Here is a 19,555-nt window from a genome sequence, read left to right on the forward strand (position 1 = left end):
AAACAGTTCACCGACTCCCTCCTGGACTTCTTCGCGGAAGGCGAGCAACGATGAGTGAGCTCAGCCTCGTCGAGATGCTCACGTACATGGACTACTTTTGCGTGCCGGTGCCATCCGCACATCCACCATATTTGCAATGAGAGAAGGACCGAGGAGAACAACATGAAGATCGTTGTTTTGGCGAAGGAAGTTCCGGATACGGAAGAGGAGCGGGTATTGGACCTTCAGACGGGCCTGCTGGACCGGGTGGCTTCGGACCGGATACCGGACGAGATCAACGAGCGTGCCCTCGAGGTGGCCCTGCGGTTCAAAGATGAGAACAAGGATGCCGAGGTCGTCGTGCTCTGCGTCGGTCCGGCGCAGAGCACGAAGTCGCTGCGCAAACTGTTGTCGATGGGCGCGGACTCGGCGATTCATGTCGCAGACGACGGGTTGGCCGGGGCTGACGCGTCCGCGACTTCCGCGGCTTTGGCAGCGGCGTTGTCCTGGACCGGATATGACCTGGTGGTGGCCGGCAATGAGTCCACCGACGGGCGCGGCGGGGTCGTGCCGGCGATGGTTGCCGAGCGGCTGGGCTTGCCCCTGCTGCCCTCCTTGGGCACGGCGACGATCACGTCGAGTTCCGTGAGCGGCTTGGTCGGGGTCGAAGGCGGCACACTCTCGGTGAGCGCAGATTTGCCGGCGGTGATCTCGGTGACAGAGAGTGCTGCCGAGGCTAGGTTCCCGAATTTCAAGGGAATCCTGAAAGCGAAGAAAAAGCCGCTGCAAACCCTCGGGCTATCGGATCTCGGCGTAGGAAGCTTCAGTCCCACTCGCAGCGTCATGGTGTCCGCGAATGGGCGCCCGCCTCGGGCCATGGGCCGGAAAGTCGTCGACGAGGGCGATGCCGCCGCCGAACTAGCCGATTTCCTTGTTGCCGGCCGGCTCATCTGAACCTCTACAAGAACTCGAAGGGACATTTCCGATGGCCAATGTCATTGTTTTGATCGAAACCACGAACACGGGCGGGGCCAAATCCACCGCAGCCTCCTTGCTCGGTGCGGCCTCGTTGCTGGGCACCCCGGTGGCGGTTGCCGCCGTCGTGCACGGGGCGGGCGGCGATCTGGCCACCGAACTCGGTGCCCTGGGCGCGGCCAGCGTGCGTATCTATGAATCCGACCGGGCCGGCCAGTTGCTGGCTGCCCCGGACCTGGACGCGTTGTCGGATGCCGTACGCGTGCTTTCACCTGCAGCGGTGCTTGTGGCCAACACGGTCGAAAGCCGTGAGGTCGCCGCGCGCCTGGCAGTGCGAACGGGCGCAGGGCTGCTGATCGATGCAGTCGGCGTGCGCGCCGAGGGGGATCGCGTCATTGCCACGCACTCGGTGTTCGGCGGCGCGTACACCACCGAGTCGGCAGTCGACGGGGGACTGCCGATCATCACACTGCGCCTGGGAGCTATTGACGACCGAGCCGCGGCAGTAAATGCTGACGCCGTCAGAGTGGCGGCGGAGAATGGTGCCGGGCGTTTCGCGAGAATCGAGTCCTCAACTGGGACGACCGTGGATTCCGGACGCCCGGCCCTGCGTGGGGCAGCGGTAGTGGTTTCCGGTGGGCGCGGGCTTGGTTCGAAGGAGAACTTCGTCCTTGTCGAGCAGCTTGCAGATGCGCTGGGCGCGGCAGTGGGCGCTTCCCGCGCCGCGGTCGATGCCGGCTACGTACCGCAGTCGCACCAAGTGGGGCAGACGGGCGTCGCAGTATCCCCGCAACTGTATATCGCGCTGGGTATTTCCGGGGCGATCCAGCACCGGGCCGGGATGCAAACGTCCAAAACCATCGTGGCGATCAACAAGGACGAGGATGCCCCGATCTTCGACGTCGCCGACTTCGGCATTGTCGGCGACGTGTTCACCGTGGTTCCCCAGTTGATCGCGGCCGTTGAGGCCCGCCAGCTTTCCGCCAGCCGCTGACCGCTCAAACAAGGAAGCCACCGAAATGTCCTCGCCAACAAACATGCCCTCGACGTCCGCGCCGTCGTCGCCTAAGTCCGGGAAGCCAAGGAAGCCGGCCTGGCCCGGGTGGGTGCGGGCGGTGCTGGCGGGTGCGGCTGCCGTCGTAGTTTTGGCGCTGGTTGTGCTGCTGGCCAGGTGGCTGCGCACCCTCGGACCTATGCAGGATTTCCTGACGACGTATCCGGGGCAGGCCGAGCTGCCCGCGTCGACCCCGCTCGGCTTGCCGGCCTGGCTGGGGTGGCAGCACTTCCTCAACGCGTTCCTGATCCTGCTGATCGTCCGTTCCGGCTGGCTGGTGCGCACCACCGCCAGGCCCAAGGCGAACTGGACCCGGAACAACAAGGGCCTGATCAAAACGAAGAACCCGCCGAAAAAGATCAGCCTGGACCTCTGGTTCCACCTGAGCCTGGACGCATTGTGGGTGCTCAACGGGATCGTTTTCTTCATCATGCTCTTCGCCACGGGCCAATGGCTGCGGATTGTGCCGACAGGCTGGAACGTCATCCCGAACGCGCTGTCGGCGGCGTTGCAGTATGCGTCCCTGGACTGGCCGCTGGAGAGTGGCTGGAGTAACTACAACGCGCTGCAGTTGCTTTCATATTTCGCGGTCGTGTTCATCGCAGCGCCGTTGGCGATCGCCACCGGGCTGCGGATGTCCAACGCATGGCCCCAGCACACTGCCCGGCTGAACAGGGCGTACACGATCGAGATGGCCCGTGCCCTGCATTACCCGACGATGCTGTTCTTCGTGCTGTTCATCGTCATCCACGTGGTCCTGGTATTCACCACAGGGGCACTCCGAAACCTGAACCACATGTACGCTGCACGGGACGACGCCGGCTGGCTCGGCTTCTGGATGTTCGCCGGTTCGCTGGCCTTGATGAGCGCGTCCTGGTTCCTGGCACGCCCGCTCTTCCTGCGGCCCGTCGCGACCCTCACCGGCAAGGTGACGCGATAAACGCCGCACCGCTCGGGCCAAGAAACATTCGTTCTCGCGCTTTATAAGCGGCCCCTGGTCAACCTGGAAGCGGGACACGGGCAGCCGAAATCGCGGGTAGGCATCGGACAACGAAGCCACGAGCAGCACACCGGGCTCTGTGAGCCAACTGGGATACCGGTCGGATCAGCTCCTCTCCCGGTCGTATCGGGCGACAAAATCGACGCGCATACGAGGAGAAAGACTCGATCCCTGAGCGGGGACGGTAACCTACGCCACGAATAGAACTGCCTGTGACCAGTGGGGCGGGCTGACCGCTGGGGTCCTTAGCGGGTTTCGCTCCTGTATTGGAGTCCAATCCAGGGTGCTGCGGTAAGTTCATCCTCCAGAGATTGTTGCGACGGCGAGGCTAAGTCTTCTGCCGTCGGATCTCGCTGGGGCTCTCCGTGACAGTCGGTACTTGTAGATTGCGATATAGGCACTGGCATCTCCTGCTGGTTTGGGTGCGAACTATAGAGCGGCACGAACCGATTCAGTTCCCAGGACTTTGGACTGAGACGTACTCCTCGGGTCATCCCTGGCTGCGGATGGCAACGTGTTGTGAGCGGCGGGGCGGCAGTTGTTGCGATAGGCGACGATCCGGGTGATCGTCTTTTGCAGCCCCGCCGCGGCTTGTGGATGGGCGATGCCCATCGAGCCCTTGACGCCTAGGCTGGGTGGGCTTATTCCGCTGCGGGATCGCTGCGGTTCTGGCAGATCCGGGAGTCGACGCGCCAGACGTCGATCCCGTCGCATTGATGAATCATCACCCGACCCATTCCCCCGCTCAGATAGATCCAAATAGTCAAGCCATCTGCGGTGATGTCATCAACCCATCCGGTGGTCGATACGTTGCGACTGTTGCGTAGCTCGACGAATTCCTTGCGCCACAGGTACTTCCACTGCTTAACCAAGAGAGGCTGAGTCCGGCTAAGGGGCAGGCTGTGTCGGTGCTGCGGTTCGAGCTGACTGGAAAATCCAGCCTTCCGGCCTGCCGGTGGAGGTGTATTGAGTACCACGGGATCCCCTTCTCAGTGTTGAGGAATTGTGTGGCTGCGCTTGCGGCGACATCAAAAGCAAGAAGGGCCGCTAAGTCGGCCATTCTCCGCCGTCTAATCGCGCCAGTGCAACGTTGGTGGCAGTTCGAGGCAAGTGCGGTTTCGTCGTGACCCTCCACTGGTGCACGCGCATTCAGCCGGCCGGCATAGGTCAGTCCCGGTCATCCAGATCCAGCCCTTCGGTTGGGTGCAGAAAGTCATGATTCATCTCGCATATAAACAATTAGTATCATACGCATGAATGGCAGAAAAGGGCTCTTTGGAACATTCCGCCCATAACCAATCGGCGGCCCGTGTCTCATGTCAGCTTGCCCCTCCGGCACCGTGCGCCCAGCGGTATAAGTCAAACGGCAGCCGCAAAGCGGCAACTTTCGCGTGGGGGTAGTCCGACGCATCAGGTGCTCGCCGAGGCGCGACCGGTCAGCCTCCAATAGATCTGCCAGCTCGGGGCCTCGGTGGAACCAGCACCCCCTCTATGCAAATCCCTTTACCCTCACGCGGCTACCCGAGGCGTCGGGTAGCCGCGGGTCGCCCACGGGCGCCTTTGGGGAATGCGCCAGCGCTCGGCGATCAGACGTCGATGGTGCGCTGCCTGGCTCGGACGACGTCGTCGACTTCGACGGCCGTTGAGATGCGCGTGAGATCGGAAGCACGTGAAAGGTCAACTGCGAGCAGATCCTCGATGCGTCGGCGGGCTTCGATGACGAAGTCATTTTTGATATGCAGCTGCTCGGCCGTCATACGAACATTGAGATCGTTGTGAATGAGGGCGGACAAGGTCGGCAGGAGCGACGGATCTTGGGCTAAGTCGTTGGCACGTAACGGGCCAAGCGCGGCGTCGACATAGTGGCTCAGCGCGGATAAATCCGGGAGCTGAAGCAGAAGTCCGGTCAGTCCTAGATCGCTCAACACCAGGGTTCCGGGGGCCCCCTCGCGCAGGGCTGCCAGCTCAATGGCTCCGCGGGCCGTTGCAAACGCTGCCGGATAGTCAGCGATGCTTGTGACCGGTCCCGTGATGGCAGCGTGCGCGCGATCCGTGCCTTGATTGTGTTCTGAAGAAATCTGCCTGACCTGGTCGCCGATGCCTCGCACTTCGTTGATCCGCGTCGTTGGTCCCAGCGGCCAGAGAGCAACGATGTGCTCCTCGTGGGATCCGAGCAGCGGCTTTGGTGAGACTTGTCGTGCCATCCGTTCGAACGCGGCGGCAAGCCAGTATGGTCGAGCGCTTTCGATACGGGATTCGAATCGGACTGCGATGACTGCGTGGGGAAGTGACAGATCGTGGCCGAGCCGTGCAGCTTGGCTCAAGAACGTTGTGGAGCCGCGCCGTTTGCCTGACAGGAGTTCGGAGAGAATCTCGCCGGTGTCCCTCCACTCTGCCTGGGTCGCTGTCCGGGTCCGGAGGAGTTCCAGGGCCAGGGGCGCCGCCGCGCGTTCTATCGCCTGGCGATCCAGCGGTCGCAGTTCGGAGAGCTTCCCGCTCGTCCAGATCCACGCGACGATCTTCTCTTTGATCATCACCGGAACCCGAACAACACTCCCCGACCCTGTTGGATCCGGAAGATGAACTTCGGACAGCAATCCGGCATTGCCTGCGGACGCGGCATCAGGGAGGGGGAGGCCCGCGGGATTCGCGAGGAGGGTGGCCGGGAGCGAAGCGCCGTCGCGTCCGGTGTTGTAGAGGATGGTCCCGTTGGTCTCGCAGACAGCGACGGGACGATCCAGGATCTCTGCCAGGGCTCCGCCAAGTGCTCGAACTCCGCCACCTTCGAGCGTTAAGGCCGTCAAGCGCTCGTGGATCGATTCGGCTTGTCTTTGCAGTTCGTACTGCTCCTCAAGCGACTCATTCAGCTCGTTGAGGACCGTGATCTTCTTCGCCTGTTCGGAGCGCAGACGGCTGGTGGTGATGGCTATTGCCGCTTGGTCCGCCAACATCAAAAGGCGCGATTCTTCTTCTTTAGTAAAGTGATGTGTCGATCGGGTGTAGCAATTGAGGGTACCGAGCGTCTCATCGGCGGTGTTCAAAGGCACCGAGATCATGGAGTTATATCCTTGGTCCCTTGCGGCGGCTCTCCAAGTAAGCATCGTCGGATTACTTCCGAAGTCTTCGATCTGCACGGGAACGCCCATCGCGAACGCCTGACCGGCCGGCGTGGGGGTGTGAAGGCCGTGAAGTCGGACCGGATGCGCTGCGTTTATGTCCCGGATGTAGTCGGCCGAGAGACCGTAGGAGCCTTCGATCACCAGGACTTGCGATGCCGCGTCCGGGATGAAGATCGCACAGAAGTCGTACGACATCAATTTGCAGGCCGTCGCGGCGATCAGGTCCAACAGTTCGCTCAGCGAAACGCCACGATTGACTGCCGCACCGATATGGGCCAGCGCCTGCAGCCATCCTTGAATATGCTGGGCCATACGATCAGGTCCCAATTTCACACTTAGATTTTTTCACGGTTTCCCTTCACGAGCGAGAGACATTCGAACAACATGGCCGTGCCCGTGAGCGAATTCAAAATCGGGAACCGAGGGTGTGTTGACAGTGTCAACACTTGTGGCTTCGGACTGGGTCGTACATCGGCCGGACTGGCCCGTACTGCCTATGTTTTCTCGACTTCCCAGTGTTTCCGCGGCCCGGAATGCGGTTCGAGTCCCACCTCGGGCACAGCATTCCCCCTCGTCAGAGGGGGTTTTTGCTTTAACGTGTGTACATTCTGGGAGGTCAGGTCCTCTGACACTGGCCGCGGGGTGTGCCTGGCGCCGCGGGTCGCCTGTGCAGTTGTGGGGGAGCGGGTTCAGGGTCGTGGCTGGTGGGCCATCCGCTGGCTCTGTGCTGGGGCTATGTGTTCCTCTCTTGGTGCATTCGGTAGGTCGTGGTTGGCCTACACCTCTTCATGGGTAGGGGTGCTGCGCACGACATGACAACGAAATCCTTCGTCAAAAACCTTGGGTTCGGCTCGTTCCTGGAGCGATGAGACTTGGCTGATGGATGCTTTGTCAGGCCAAAGGGGGTGTGGACATTGTCCACACTTAGATCTTCTTTGTAGTCACAGCAGTACTACGGATGGAGTTTTGCCGGTTCACGCGATTGTCGGCTGAGCATACTGCACAGATGAGGCCCGCGGAGTCCAAGTATGTTCCGATCGCTTCGACAGGCTCATCAGCGTTCGCGGGACTTCCAGCACTCCCCTGGCAGCAGTCACTCCGTTCAATGACTTGTCGCCGGCTATTCGATCGACTCACGGATGAAATCCCGCTTGGCCGTGGCAGCACTGAACAGTGCGGTCACCCGGCGCGGTGAGGTGGCTGGCTGCATCCTGCATACCGATCGCGGATCCCAAATTCGGAGCCGGAAACTCGTCCATGCCCTGAACCGCCATGGCATGACCGTGTCGATGGGCAGGGCCGGGGCATGCAGGGATAATGCGACATGGAATCGCTCTTTGCCCTGCTGCAAAAGAATGTCCTGGACCGGCGCTCCTGGGCCAGCCCGGGAGGTCTTGAGGATCGCGATCGTGACGTGGATCGAACGCACCTACCACCGCCGAAGACGTCAAGCCACGCTCGACCGTTTGACCCCCATCGAATACGAGTCCATCACGAACACGCAGGTCACACAGGCCGCATGACTAATCACTGTCACCTATCCATGCAGCAGCCCCAAGCGCCGATTTGAACACACTGTTTCATAGACCATGAGGGCAGAGCTAGATTCTAGGAGATAACTTGGCGTGTGAGTGTGAAGTTGGCATCGCTCTTGAAGCGGCCAAAGACGGGCAGTATCTGTCTCCAGGTATCCGCTTCGATTGGATTGGTACAAAAGGGCCGTACGGGCTTAGTCCCGAGACTATGAGCGTGTTCGAACCGGTGATGTCCATTGCGGTTGCCCTCGGTGCTGATCAGGAGGCTCTGAAGAACGCTCAGCGAATCCGGAAGCCAACTGTCGATCTGATGCACAAGGAAACTGCTGTCGTGATCGAAGTGGATGAGATTCAGCACTTCACCTCCCATCGGTTGACCACGTTCGATCACTATCCGCTAGAAACTCCTTTTGGGCTTTGACATCGAGGAATACCGGGATCTCTGCCGCATCTACGGCCAGAAAGCGGAACGCGCATATGTACACACAGGTGCGATCGGCTTTGGCCCGAGGGGGAGAGGCAAACAACGTGCCCTCTATGACGCGTTGAGAGACCTGTCTATCCCTGCCGCTGGCTGGCCGCCAGTCATCAGGATTCCTGTTCCTGATCGTGCCGTGGAAAATGCTTGGAAGAACAGTCGCGACAGAGTGCGTGCTGCTATCAAAACGGCCGCACGCTGGATTCTAATGCGTGTTCTGTGCGAATCGTGAGTCTTCTTAAAAACTCTGGATAAGCCCGCAGGCTACTAATAGCGCGCCCCCGACCCCACCTAGCGTCATCGACCACTGCACCCAGCGGTGCTTTTGCCATGCGATGTCGGCCATAACTACTATCTGCCGTGTGATCACCGGAAGGATGTCGCCCTTCCTGAGTGCTGCGTCAAGTTCGTCGCTCTCCCAGTACTGAGCATGGCCGAAGTAGATGTAGTTCTCGCTGCTAGCTTTTTGCAGGCCGGTAGCCTTGAGGCGCGGCCGGACAACGACAAGAGCGAAGAATGCGCCGGCGACCAGCGACAGCAGACCTAGCCAGTAGAACACTGGCGTGATGCCGGTAGTAAGGTTCGAAAAAAGCCGGCCATCGGCAGACAGGGCGACCGTCGTAGCAATGACAGCGGACTCCAGTGCGAACGCAAACGATGCTTTGGCGTCAACCTTGCCGGTCCAATCAACTTGAGCAGCGTGAATCTTCCAAGCGTTATCGATCGCTTCCTTATCCTCCACTTAGACTCCCCAATAGGCGGAGGAACGATAGACCGTTTCGTTCTGGCCACTGTCATTTCTGTTGTATGTCTGGCCCCACAACCGCGTACCGTCTTCCATGAAGGCAACCTCGTTATCCATCGCGTCATAGACGGCTGAAGTGATCGTCAGTTGCTGAGAACCGCGTAGTTCACTGAGCTTGGCGGCGCGGTTGGGGGCCTTGCCGATGGAGATCAAGTCATTGTTGTCACGGACTCCGCCGCGGACAATCAACGCTTCGCCTGTATCAATACCTATGCCGTGGGTGATGTTGCAGAAGTCCTCGCCATCGCTCCAGTTGTCTTTGATCTTTGGACGAAGTACCTCGAAGACTGCCCAGTTGATCGCGAGAGCAGCACGTACAGCCTTCGTTTCCTTATCGGCTCCCATAAAGATCGCCATCACCCGGTCACCGTCGAAGCTTCTAATCTCCCCGCCATAGTTCCGGAGGATGCGTGAGGCAGTGTTGATGTAGGCACGGATGATCTTGGCCGTGGTCTCTTTCAACAGCGAATTTGCCAACTTGGAAGACCCGGCAAGATCCGCGTACAGGTAGGTGGCGTCCACCAGCCGCCCACCGTTCTTCATGACTATGTCCTCCGTCTTCGGTACTACTCGTCCGTCTGTGATCGACCAGGCGGCCTTCAAGATGTCAGTGACGCTGCTTTCAATGGACGGATACATTAACGCTCCAACTCGAAGTGGCTGACAGATCTTTTATCTATCCTGTTCACGGGCGCCGCCACCAGCCCGAGCTATATGTCGTCACCGAATGGGTGCCGAGGATCCTTGAACTCGCACTGCCCCACATGGCCCGCCCTCGTGGACCTTATTCGTGTCCAGAAGGAATCCGTGAACGCGACTCGTCACGGTAATTGATCCACTTTCACCTCGAATGCTGCTGAGTTTTGCAGCGATATTTGGTGCTGTGCCGATTGATACCAGGTCGCTGTTGTCCCGCGCCCCACCTCGCACTATCAACGTTTCACCGTCATCGATGCCGACGCGGTGGCTCACTTGCCACGAAGCAGTTGATGTCTTGAGGCGCTTGGTGAGCTGGGAATTGATCACTTGGCTAACCGCCCAGTTGATGTGCAGTGCAGCTTCGAGGGCATTGTTACGCCGACGATCGCCGATGAAAATACCCATGACTCGGTCGCCGTCAAAGCTGCGGATGTGGCCGCCCTTGTGCCTGATGGCATCGACTGCCCCACGCAGATACATTCGGACCACTCGGGCAGCGAACTCTGCCTTGAAGCGCTTGGCTAGCAGTGTTGAGTCGGCTAGATCTGCGTATAGATACGTAGCTTCGAGTCTCTTGCCGCCGTTCTTCTGGTTAACGTCCACCGATTTTGGCACGACGCGCCCGTTCTCGATGACCCACGGCACTGCCAAGATGTTTGAGATCTTGGCTTGGATATCGTCTGCCTTGACTGACACCCTCTGTCCCCCTCAAATAGTTAGTCCTTCGAGCTTACTGAGCACCACTGACATTCTGCGGCCCTCTCGTCAGCCTGCGACGGCGCGTGAAGCTGCAACCGTAGGGTAGGAGTATGCGACTTTCCTTTCTGAATAAGGATTCAGATGAGCCTCTGCTTCCGGTTGAACAGCTGAAGCTAGTACACGCCGAAGTAGACAGGCAGAGAGCTGCCATCAATCAGCGCATGGGGAACATGCATACACGTGCCGCTATCTTGGTTACCGCTTCCGGAGTCTATGGCGCAGTTCAGGCGAACAACTGGGTAAGTGGCTGGCAGTTCGTGGGTATCACCTTGTCGATCGTCGCCGCCTGCATTGGGCTCTGGTCGATGCGACCATCCCCAGGTATAGATGCAAACGCAACGCTAGCCTTCAAGGAGCGCCTAGTGGCCGAGCCTTATAGCACGGAGTACAGCATTGTCATTGACAGCATGGAGGGCCTTACTGATGATTTGGGCCGGATAGAGAAGGCGGCCAAGTTGATTGTCGTGGGCTATGGGATAGTTGTGTTAGCTTGGCTCGCGATGCCGGTCACCGTGGGGCTAATTAGCGCACACATCATTTAGAAAGTTGGTTCAGTGGGCAAGGAAGAATCTCCGCGTTACAACCCTGAACCTCCGACCAGGATTCCCCGCACGACTGTGACGGTGTCCAAGGGTGGGGGAACCTTCAGCGAGAGCAGGAACGGGACGAAGAACCCACCGAAGCCTCCGTCCCCGAGGTCCAAGTAGTACAAAAGAGGGAATGTCTGTGGCAGACATTCCCTCTTTTAATTTCGGCTCCGTTGTGCATAAATAGTGAGTCTCGATGCGTAACCAAGTGACCCATCTCTTGGTTACGCAAGTACAGGGCTATGGCCAGCATTTTGTCCTGCGTGATGCGCGCTCTTCCGAATGGTTGCCGGGCTGCGGGGGCCTCGTGGGCCTAGAGGGTGCGGTCGCGTGCTCTGGGGAGTGCGCGATCTGCTGTGCGCCGGCCTTCGCGGCCCGAGCCTGTTCGCGGCCCAGGCAGGCCGAAGTCGATTCGACGCCAAAGAGAACGCCGTCCAGATCGAGTGCTACTCCCCGGCCATGAAGGCACCCCGAACCCGGGAAGCAGCAGCTAGGGTCGCGGTCCAGGCCCGGGAGGCATGCTGGACCCCATGAGGAATACCTTTCCGCGGTCCTTTCCCGGGAGGTCATCGCCCCCAAATCGCTCGAGGACTTCAGCTTCGATCACCAGCCCGGCCCCAAGCGCGACACCATCGCGCACTGGCCACCGGCGCCTTCCTCACCGAAGCATCCAACATCGTCCTGCTTAGCCCACCGGGTACGGGAAAAACCCACCTCGCCACCGGGCCGGTGCTGCGGGCCACACAGCTGGGCCACCGGGTCTTGTTCGAGACCGCCATCGACTGGGTCGCCAGACTCCAGGCAGCGCATCAGGCTCTTCACCGCCGGTGTGGGCTCGACTCCGAAGTCAAGCGCCCCCAGGGCGGGTCCTGATGCAGCTCGTGCGCGTTCCAGCAGTACGCCGAGTTCGGCCTCTGTATGCGCCGAGCCGACATGCTCCACAATCTGCTGGCGCCCGCGCACATACGCGGCGATCTTCACCACCGACGCCCAAGACGCCGTCCGCACCCGCCTGACATAGACCACGTCGGCGACATTAGGCCAAACCATTAGTGTGTGAAAGAGGCTACCCCAGAAAACATAAACACAGCTCAAAGCTTCGGGTGGTCAGGAGTCAACTACACGTGAGCCAATGTAAGCGGCAACTTTAAACTGACCGGAGTCGGAAAATCTGACTGACCGTTCGCGGCAAGGTTTTGACCCGTGGCGGCAAGCATTTTTGAACAGCATTAGGCCATCTTTGGTGGCGTCGCGTGCCGGGGATTCCCTTGTCCATCCCTCGTGTCGTTACGGGGAGAGCCCCTTCCTTCCGCGGTGAAATGGCGATGTCGATCGTCTGTATTTCACCCGTTACCGGAAGGAGGGGGCTCGTTGTGAAGTCTCCAGGAGAGTTCATGGAAATTTTAGCTGCTTATGATTTGACCCGGTCCTACCGGGATGCCGCGAAGATCTGCGGCGTTTCGCACAACACGGTGCGCTCGTATGTGAAGGCCCGTCAGGAAGGCGCCCAGGCACCGGTGGCCCGGCAACGCGGCCGGATGACCGACCCGTTCCTGCCGCAGATGATCTCCTGGGTCGAGCAGTCCCGCGGGAAGATCCGCGGCGACGTGGTGCATGAGAAGCTCGTCGCTTTGGGGTTCACCGGGTGTGAGCGCACGACCCGGACCGCCCTGGCCGAACTGAAGGCCAAATACCGGGCCCGGAACGTGCGCGTGCACCGGCCCTGGACCCCGGAGCCAGGTCTCTGGCCACAGTTCGACTACGGGGATGGCCCCGTGGTTGACGGTGTGAAGACCGTGTTGTTCGTGGCCTGGCTGGCCTTCTCGCGGTTCCGGATCGTGATTGCCTTGCGGGACAAGACGATGCCGAGCGTTTTCGCCGCCCTGGACCGGTCGTTCCGGCTGGCCGGCGGGGTCACGACCTACGTACTCACCGATAACGAGAAGACCGTCACGATCGAGCACGTCGCCGGGATCCCGGTGCGGAACGCGCAGATTGTGGCGTTTTCCAGGCACTATTCGACGTCCATGCAGACCTGCATCCCGGCTGACCCGGCCTCGAAGGGCGGGGTCGAGAACGCGGTCAAGATCGCCAAAGCCGACCTCGTCCCCAAAGAGACGAACCTGCTACCCGAATACGGGTCCTTCGCCGAGCTTGAAACCGCCTGTGAAGCGTTCATGGAGGAGGTGAACTCGCGGGTTCACCGGGCCACGCTGGAGATCCCCAAGGACATGCTCCGAGTTATCGAACGCCCCCGCCTGCACCCGGTCCCGGAAACCCCGGTGACAGCGAGTTTCGGCCACACCCGCCAGGTCCCGCCAAACATGCCCATGATCACCTTCGAACAATCCCGCTACTCCGTCCCACACACCCTGGTGGGTGAGATGGTCTGGGTGCGCGGGACAGATACCGAGGTCGTCATCGTCCATGTCGGCGACGCCGGCCCGGTCGAGGTCGCCCGCCACAAGGTCACCCTTCCCGGCACCCCGGCGATCATTGACGCCCACTTCCCGCCGGCCCCGGCCGGGGCCCTGGAGCGGGTCATCCGCCCGACGAATAAGGCCGAGGAAGATTTCCTGGCCCTCGGTGCCGGCGCCGCGCTCTGGCTCAAGGAAGCCGCCGCGGCCGGGACCGGCAAGATCCGGCACAAAATGGAACGCGCCGTCACCCTGGCAAAGGTCCTGGGCACCGACGAAGTCGACAAGGGCCTCGGAGCGGCCGCGGTGCATCATCGCTTCACCCACGAGGACCTGGTCTCCATCATCAATACCGCCGGCGGGAAAACCCGCACAACCAGCACCAGCCACACCGTCACCGACCAGGGCCAGTGGCTGAGCCAGGGCACCAGCGGCTGGGCCAACTTCGGCACCACCCCGGCCGCCACCACCGCTGATGAAGACTTTGAAGGAGCCACCGAATGAGCGCGACAGCCCTTGCCCCCAGCCCGCTATCCGACCCGGCGGTGGAGAACGTGATCGCGCTGATGCGCACCACCCGGATGCCGCACGCCCGCGCCGTCGTCGCCGACGTCCTGGCGACCGCGAAAGCCCAGCGCTGGGACCCCACCGAAGTCATCCGTGTCCTCCTCGAAGCCGAAGCCACCGGCAGGAACGCCTCGATGCTGGCCACCCGCCGCAAACGCGCCGGCTTTCCCTCCGGGAAGACCTTCGACGTCTGGGACGAAGCCCTCTCCACCCTCCCGGCCGCGACGACGTCGTTCCTGCGGACCCTGGAGTGGGTGCGGCGGCGGGAGAACCTGATCGCCTGCGGGCCCTCCGGCACGGGCAAGACTCTGCTGCTGGAGTCCTTGGGCCAGCAGGCCATCGATCAAGGCATGTCCGTGTCCTGGCTCAGCATGGAAGACCTCGGCGCTCTCGTGCGCCGGCACCGCATCGATGACAGCGTCAACAAAGCCATCGTCCGGGCCACCAGCGTGGATTTGATTTGCGTTGATGACATCGGGCTTTTGCCGGTATCGGCCGACGCCGCGGAGGGCTTCTACCGGGTTGTCGAGGCCTCCTACGAGAAGCGCTCCCTGGCGATCAGCTCGAATATCCACCCGTCCGGGTTTGATGAGCTCATGCCCAAAACCATTGCGACCGCGACAGTGGACCGGCTCCTCCACCACGCCCACCTCTGCCAGACCAGCGGCGAGTCCGTCCGGCTCATGCAAGCCCAAAACGGGAAAGGAACCCGCCCCATGAGCTAACCCAAAACCTGCTTAGGCGCCCCGCCAACACGGCACGCCCGGGGCGCCTGACCCTGTCCAAAAATACATGCCGCGCCCGGTCAATCACTTGCCGCCAACGGGCAACTCAACATGCCGCGCCCGGTCATTTCCAAGTTGCCGTTGACAAGCCAAGTCAGGGGACGAACTCGTGACTACAACGGCAATGCCTATCCGTTGCCGAAAAAGCCTGACTTTTCCGATCGCAAGATTTTCATACTCTGTGTCCAGAGTTTTCGTCTAAGAAGCCCGAGCTCATGAAGTTCACCTCTGGAGTCTCTGTGCCATCGTCTCCCCGAGTTATCGCGGAACAACGCGGGGGCCGAGAGTGCATTGATAGACCATTCGACTGAATACACCAGCTTGTCGCCAGGTTGCAGATGGCGGACGCTGCGGACGTTATCGCGGTACTCGCCTCGCGGTTCTGCCAAAATCCTCACATCGTAAATGGGCTCATCACTTAGGTTGGCGACCGTGAAGTTGTTGTACGTGACGGTGCCGCCTCCACGCAGATCGGCAAGAAGTTGGTCGTCCACGTAGAAGGCGATCTTCCGAGCTTGCTGCCGACGGCGTTGTTTCGCATCGCGCAAAATGACGACGAAGGTGGCGATGAAAGCTGCGGTTGTACCAACTCCGCCGACCCAGTCAGCGACGGTTCCCCAAGTATCGGGATTGAAGTCCATCAGACAGCAGTCTCCTCAATGAACTCTTCTACGCCCAGGTCTTGGCGGATCAGCCGTTCAAGTTCCCCAGCCTTCTGATTGAAGAGTCCCGTGGCTTGCTCATAGAGCGCGTCACGCTCTGGTGCGTCTGAAACCTGCATCACATTCATGATAGAGACAACAACTTTTGTTAGTTCAGCAAGGGCGACTTGAACCTGGTCCGGGGCAAATAGTCTGATCGAAAGAGTTGACGACAAGTTGCGAGATAATGTCGCGATGGGCGGGGCACCGGATGGCCTATAGTCCATCTTTGTTTCCGCGATAGCTAATTCGAGCTCGTGAAGTTTGGCTAAGTGGTCGGTGTAGACCTCAACTTTGCGCTCCCGCAGCCATTGAGCTTGTTCCAGTTCCTGTTCGTGCTCTCGCTGCGCCTCCGCCGCCACCCGTGCGCCCTCAATTGTCGCTAGTGTGTTCTGGCTGTTGAAAGCACCCGCAATCAGGGCTCCGCATAGACCCGCTGCAATTGCTCCGCAGGCCACAACGATCAGCCGTATAGTCTCCCCATCCATCTGGCAATCGTACTCAGGCTTCGATACCCTTTTTGTCCCAAGCTCCATCTCTAAACGGTCTTCTCAAACATGGCGAACCCCCCGGAAGATACCCACGAGGACGAATAGCCAACTCCATTCTGGAGTAGCTGCTAGTTCCTGGGGGACGCCCCTCAGTATGAGGCCCCAGGTAAAGACCGGCAGCCCGGTCGCGTCCAACCACGCGGGCCCCTCTTGATCCTTCTTCATACGTGCGAGCCGTACATCGGTGCGCTCGTCACTGCGCGAAATTCGGGACGGCATTGCCGAAGCCGGACAACCCCTCCTCCCCACTCCGGTGCCTCCACTACAGGAAGACTTAAGCCAGCCTCCCCCCTCGCGCATTGACCGGCGGTTCAGCGTTCGCCATGCACGAATACGGATCTCCTAAGGGGCTATGCCGCGGGCATCGTTAGCGATGTTAGAGCCTCGCCCTGCTGTTGCGAAAGGCATGAAATGATCCTAAGCGACACCGAAACGGGCGTCTGCGACTGTGGCGATGGGGTGTGCCCAACGCAACCAGACCAGACTTCATGTCCATGCTCATAGACTGCTGGGATGGTGAAGACAAACGAGAAGGCGCAACTGGTGGCAGCCATCTTCGTCACTGCCGTGTCAACCTTCGGCGCGTGGCCTTATTCTCAATCTGCCCTCTCTTCCGTCCCGTCGCTGAGTATGACCGGTGCGGTTTTCGTGGGGGTGAAGCAGGGGTCACCATCGGCGCCTGTCCGAGTGGATGTTGACTTGCCTATCATTCTTCTCCCAGCCTGACCTTGTTCGATAGGGTTCTGAAAGGAGATGGCGACGCCGCTGTGCCGCCGGACCAAGTAGGTGAGCTGATGGTTGGGTTCTGTGGAGCGATGAAGGACATTCATCTGCGCAAGACGAGCAATGGTGACGAACTCACATTTGAGCCTCCGATACCGCCGACGGATTCTAATCCGAAGATGGCTTCGATCGGACTGGAGAGAACTACAAGTCGCGGCTTTCTATGACCAATTCAACGTCACGAACATGCCAGCAGAGCCGGGAAATGAAAGCATAGCCGCGGCTGGGCTCAAGCTCTACCAGGTTGTGCGCGAACTCGTTGCGGATGAATTTGAAAATCGAACGTAATTCCTGGCGCAGTGACTTGATGTGTGCGGGGAGATCGTCCTGGTTCTTCTGCAATGCCTTTATGTATTGTTCGATCAGGTTCTTCCCGAACCCTTGACTACCGGTCACAACCCGCATGCGTGTCTCCAGAGCTGCTCCTAGGTCTCGGATGACGGAGTCAAATAGACCAGCATTCAATTGGACTGTAATCCGATCCTGCAGGCTCGGAGGTATCTCGAGGGCTTCTCGAGTCAACCTCTCGATCTCCGGTCCAGCAGCAGATGTCAGGGAGATCAGTGTGCCTTCGTACATGCCGACGAGCTCAGTGCTCCGAGGCGACATTAGCGCGAAAGCTCTGTCATCTTCAGTCCATTCCTCGTCCCTGTCCAATTCGACAGGAACCATCTGACCGTTCGCCAGTTGGATGTAGACCTTTTCGCCGGCTTGGGTCCTCGCCCAGAGCTCAGGACCTTGGGAGCGCTTAGCGTGCACCTGGGCCGGTGACATTTCAGTCTCTATCACCACACCATTTACGAGGCCCCGCTCGTCCATTTCGAGGAGTTCGGTGAGACGGATCGCCACGTGCATGTGCTTTTCACTGAACAGATCCGGCTCTTTCTTGTCGATTTGCGTTACAAAGAGGGCGCATTGGTCGATGACGCTTATGCATTGGAACTCGGTCCCCAGCGGAAAGTCGCCTAGCCGGAGCAAGCCCAACTCCCAGCTTTCATCACCCGGATAGGCCGGCCAGTCCGCATGTATGGCTTCCCACACAACAGGACCACGACCAACAGAGCCAAGCTCGCCAGGGAAAGGATTACGTGTCATTGGTCAAGGGTACGGCAGCCGGGGGACGACGAGCTGGCGGTCTAGTCCCACGCGTCAGTTCCTGTTGCTATCGCAAGAATGGGAGACCTGCCCTGAGAACCAAGCCAGCAAATGCTTCTAACTCTGGGCCCGGAATCTGGGTCCGAACACAGCTTTTGCCGGCATCTAGCGCTCACCATCCGATTGTGTTGCGCGCATTAGCTGAACGCCCGGCTGTACAGTGTTTCAGCCGCTTTCAAGGAACGAGAAGACCAAAACGTCCTTGATCCGCCATCGCTCCATAAGTCGTGGTTTCGCAGTACACCATCCCGCGTGGCACCGAATCGCAGAACAGCCTCGGCTGAGGCTGGTTGAACGATTCGCATGAATCCCCATTGCAGTTTGCTGGGCTCGGCATCTTAGTTCGACTAAGGCCGCAGGACAGCCTTGACGTGCACGGCCAATTCGTCAAAAACCTGTCCGTCGATTGTCCATACACTGCGCTGCTTTGAGGCACTTTCACCATGCTTGCTTTTGCCATGTCTCGCTGTAGAACAGTTGCTTGACATCTGCGGCTTCGATCGCCGGCATAGGAGTGCTCTGGATAATCTTTCGAAAAAGGGGGTTGCATTGTCATTGCGCCCTCGGGTCTAGCCACAATGGATGTTTGGAAGGAGGGAATGCGATGAAATCGGCTTGCTCAGCACTGGCCAACGCTGGCGCTTTAGACGAGTGCTCCTTGGCCGCCTGGTGGGTCTTTGGTTCTCCTTTCAACCCTGTTCTGGCAGCCATCAGTACGAGCAAAAAAGGGAGTGGGACAATGTCCACACTTTCCGTCTCGAAAACCATGAATGGTGAAGGAGGTGAGTACTGATGAACTGTGACCGGACCGTGGAGTCATTCGTGGGTTGCGGGGTTCCTGTCGGACCTGAAAGCGGGCACCTGCGCGATGGTCTCCTTGAGCCTGACCGGAGCATGCGTGGGCACAGAAAGAGGGTGTGCACAATGTGCACACCCTTGCCGTCGGATCGGGTCGTACTGGTGCCGGACTGGGCCGGATTCGGCATGTTTCTTGAACTTCCCAGTATTTGCAGGGGCTGGAGTCCGGTTCGAGTCCCACCTTGGGCACGTGTTTCCGCAGGTCAGGGGGCCTTTGGCCCTCTGACTGTGCACAAATCAGCTTTTTGTGGGCCCCTTCGGGGTCCTTTTGTGTTCTCTGCCTCACTTTTCTGATTGAGGGAGGGGTTTGCGGTCTTGCTTCTTCATGGTGGGTTGGATGGCCGCTCTACATGACTTCCGGCGGAGTTGGTCGCGTTGGGTTTGCTGCCCGGACGCGGCTGGCATACGGCAACCCGGGCTGGGGCTTTTGATAGCTACGTCGGGTCCCGGTGAAACACGGCGTATCGGTATGTTCGGCGTCGTTCTGTTAGCGGAGCCTTCGCTGGGTTCAAGGGCCGGAGTGCAACTTGGGGTACCGGGAACAATCCAAAAGTTCGCGAGGAGACAAGTGACGTAGGAGCGTCGGGCGAACTTTTGGATTGCGAGCGGCGCGTAGCGCCCTGGTTGCGCGGAGGGCCCGCCCAGCGACAATGAAGCATCAGGACGAGGTGAAGCGTGAATCGGTCAGGGTTTGACGAAGCTGCACACCGTCCCGTCTGAACCGTAGGGTCCTCAGGCGTGATGGCGC

General features: G+C 59.9%; 17 protein-coding genes and 2 pseudogenes. 10 read left to right on the plus strand and 9 right to left on the minus strand.

The window, feature by feature from the left end:
* Window positions 1-162: 162 nt before the first annotated feature.
* From QRN59_RS21280 to QRN59_RS21290, 3 genes are read left to right on the plus strand one after another with little or no spacing between them, the layout of a single operon-like run.
* Window positions 163-933, plus strand: a complete 771-nt coding sequence (locus QRN59_RS21280; RefSeq protein ID WP_284984442.1) for an electron transfer flavoprotein subunit beta/FixA family protein — start codon at window positions 163-165, stop codon at window positions 931-933.
* Window positions 934-964: 31 nt separating this feature from the next.
* Window positions 965-1,948 (plus strand): electron transfer flavoprotein subunit alpha/FixB family protein, encoded by a 984-nt coding sequence (locus QRN59_RS21285; RefSeq protein WP_284984443.1) that lies wholly within the window; start codon window positions 965-967, stop codon window positions 1,946-1,948.
* Between the two features lie 25 nt (window positions 1,949-1,973).
* Complete coding sequence (locus QRN59_RS21290; protein ID WP_284984444.1) at window positions 1,974-2,948, plus strand: cytochrome b/b6 domain-containing protein; 975 nt, start codon at window positions 1,974-1,976, stop codon at window positions 2,946-2,948.
* A gap of 701 nt (window positions 2,949-3,649) precedes the next feature.
* On the opposite strand, the gene QRN59_RS21295 is transcribed toward QRN59_RS21290, so the two are convergent.
* Window positions 3,650-3,985: a hypothetical protein gene (locus QRN59_RS21295; protein ID WP_284984445.1), complete on the minus strand. Its 336-nt coding sequence runs from the start codon at window positions 3,983-3,985 to the stop codon at window positions 3,650-3,652.
* Between the two features lie 609 nt (window positions 3,986-4,594).
* Entirely contained in the window at window positions 4,595-6,439 is a 1,845-nt protein-coding gene (locus QRN59_RS21300; RefSeq protein ID WP_284984446.1) for a helix-turn-helix domain-containing protein, read from the minus strand.
* Between the two features lie 800 nt (window positions 6,440-7,239).
* On the opposite strand from QRN59_RS21300, the pseudogene QRN59_RS21305 reads away from it, so the two are divergent.
* Together QRN59_RS21305 and QRN59_RS21310 are read left to right on the plus strand one after the other, a co-directional pair.
* Window positions 7,240-7,650 (plus strand): annotated as a pseudogene (locus tag QRN59_RS21305) (transposase); the annotation flags it as partial.
* Window positions 7,651-7,870: 220 nt separating this feature from the next.
* The gene (locus QRN59_RS21310) at window positions 7,871-8,083 is read left to right on the plus strand and encodes a hypothetical protein (protein ID WP_284984447.1); all 213 of its coding nucleotides are present in this window, start codon (window positions 7,871-7,873) and stop codon (window positions 8,081-8,083) included.
* A 295-nt stretch (window positions 8,084-8,378) separates the two neighbouring features.
* Here the strand turns inward: QRN59_RS21310 and QRN59_RS21315 are convergent, their stop codons facing one another.
* The 3 genes from QRN59_RS21315 to QRN59_RS21325 form a co-directional block, all read right to left on the minus strand.
* Window positions 8,379-8,882 (minus strand): Pycsar system effector family protein, encoded by a 504-nt coding sequence (locus tag QRN59_RS21315; protein WP_284984448.1) that lies wholly within the window; start codon window positions 8,880-8,882, stop codon window positions 8,379-8,381.
* Window positions 8,883-9,584: an adenylate/guanylate cyclase domain-containing protein gene (locus tag QRN59_RS21320; protein WP_284984449.1), complete on the minus strand. Its 702-nt coding sequence runs from the start codon at window positions 9,582-9,584 to the stop codon at window positions 8,883-8,885. It lies immediately after the preceding gene.
* A gap of 81 nt (window positions 9,585-9,665) precedes the next feature.
* Window positions 9,666-10,340 carry an adenylate/guanylate cyclase domain-containing protein gene (locus tag QRN59_RS21325; protein ID WP_284984450.1) on the minus strand — a complete coding sequence of 225 codons (675 nt, stop codon included), beginning with the start codon at window positions 10,338-10,340 and terminating at the stop codon, window positions 9,666-9,668.
* A gap of 113 nt (window positions 10,341-10,453) precedes the next feature.
* Between QRN59_RS21325 and QRN59_RS21330 the strand changes: the two genes are divergently transcribed.
* From QRN59_RS21330 to QRN59_RS21340, 3 genes are all read left to right on the plus strand, one after another.
* Entirely contained in the window at window positions 10,454-10,945 is a 492-nt protein-coding gene (locus tag QRN59_RS21330) for a hypothetical protein (protein ID WP_284984451.1), read from the plus strand.
* A gap of 375 nt (window positions 10,946-11,320) precedes the next feature.
* On the plus strand, window positions 11,321-11,524 hold the full coding sequence (locus QRN59_RS21335; RefSeq protein WP_284984452.1) for a hypothetical protein: 204 nt from the start codon (window positions 11,321-11,323) through the stop codon (window positions 11,522-11,524).
* A 147-nt stretch (window positions 11,525-11,671) separates the two neighbouring features.
* The gene (locus QRN59_RS21340) at window positions 11,672-11,863 is read left to right on the plus strand and encodes an ATP-binding protein (protein WP_284984537.1); all 192 of its coding nucleotides are present in this window, start codon (window positions 11,672-11,674) and stop codon (window positions 11,861-11,863) included.
* Here the strand turns inward: QRN59_RS21340 and QRN59_RS24690 are convergent.
* Window positions 11,801-12,016, minus strand: a pseudogene (locus QRN59_RS24690) (IS1634 family transposase); the annotation flags it as partial. The gene QRN59_RS21340 and the pseudogene QRN59_RS24690 sit on opposite strands and share 63 nt — an antisense overlap.
* A 347-nt stretch (window positions 12,017-12,363) precedes the next feature.
* On the opposite strand from QRN59_RS24690, the gene istA reads away from it, so the two are divergent.
* Window positions 12,364-13,911, plus strand: a complete 1,548-nt coding sequence (gene istA, locus QRN59_RS21345; RefSeq protein WP_284984453.1) for an IS21 family transposase — start codon at window positions 12,364-12,366, stop codon at window positions 13,909-13,911.
* Window positions 13,908-14,699 carry an ATP-binding protein gene (locus QRN59_RS21350; RefSeq protein ID WP_284984454.1) on the plus strand — a complete coding sequence of 264 codons (792 nt, stop codon included), beginning with the start codon at window positions 13,908-13,910 and terminating at the stop codon, window positions 14,697-14,699. Before istA ends, QRN59_RS21350 begins: the two co-directional genes overlap by 4 nt.
* Window positions 14,700-14,887: 188 nt before the next feature.
* Here QRN59_RS21350 and QRN59_RS21355 read toward each other — a convergent pair whose 3' ends face one another.
* From QRN59_RS21355 to QRN59_RS21365, 3 genes are all read right to left on the minus strand, one after another.
* Window positions 14,888-15,400, minus strand: a complete 513-nt coding sequence (locus QRN59_RS21355; RefSeq protein ID WP_284984455.1) for a hypothetical protein — start codon at window positions 15,398-15,400, stop codon at window positions 14,888-14,890.
* Window positions 15,400-15,948 carry a hypothetical protein gene (locus QRN59_RS21360; protein ID WP_284984456.1) on the minus strand — a complete coding sequence of 183 codons (549 nt, stop codon included), beginning with the start codon at window positions 15,946-15,948 and terminating at the stop codon, window positions 15,400-15,402. Before QRN59_RS21360 ends, QRN59_RS21355 begins: the two co-directional genes overlap by 1 nt.
* 990 nt (window positions 15,949-16,938) lie before the next feature.
* Complete coding sequence (locus QRN59_RS21365) at window positions 16,939-17,889, minus strand: hypothetical protein (RefSeq protein ID WP_284984457.1); 951 nt, start codon at window positions 17,887-17,889, stop codon at window positions 16,939-16,941.
* Between the last annotated feature and the right edge of the window lie 1,666 nt (window positions 17,890-19,555).

Source organism: Arthrobacter sp. efr-133-TYG-118 (assembly GCF_030209755.1).
Taxonomy (GTDB): domain Bacteria; phylum Actinomycetota; class Actinomycetes; order Actinomycetales; family Micrococcaceae; genus Arthrobacter.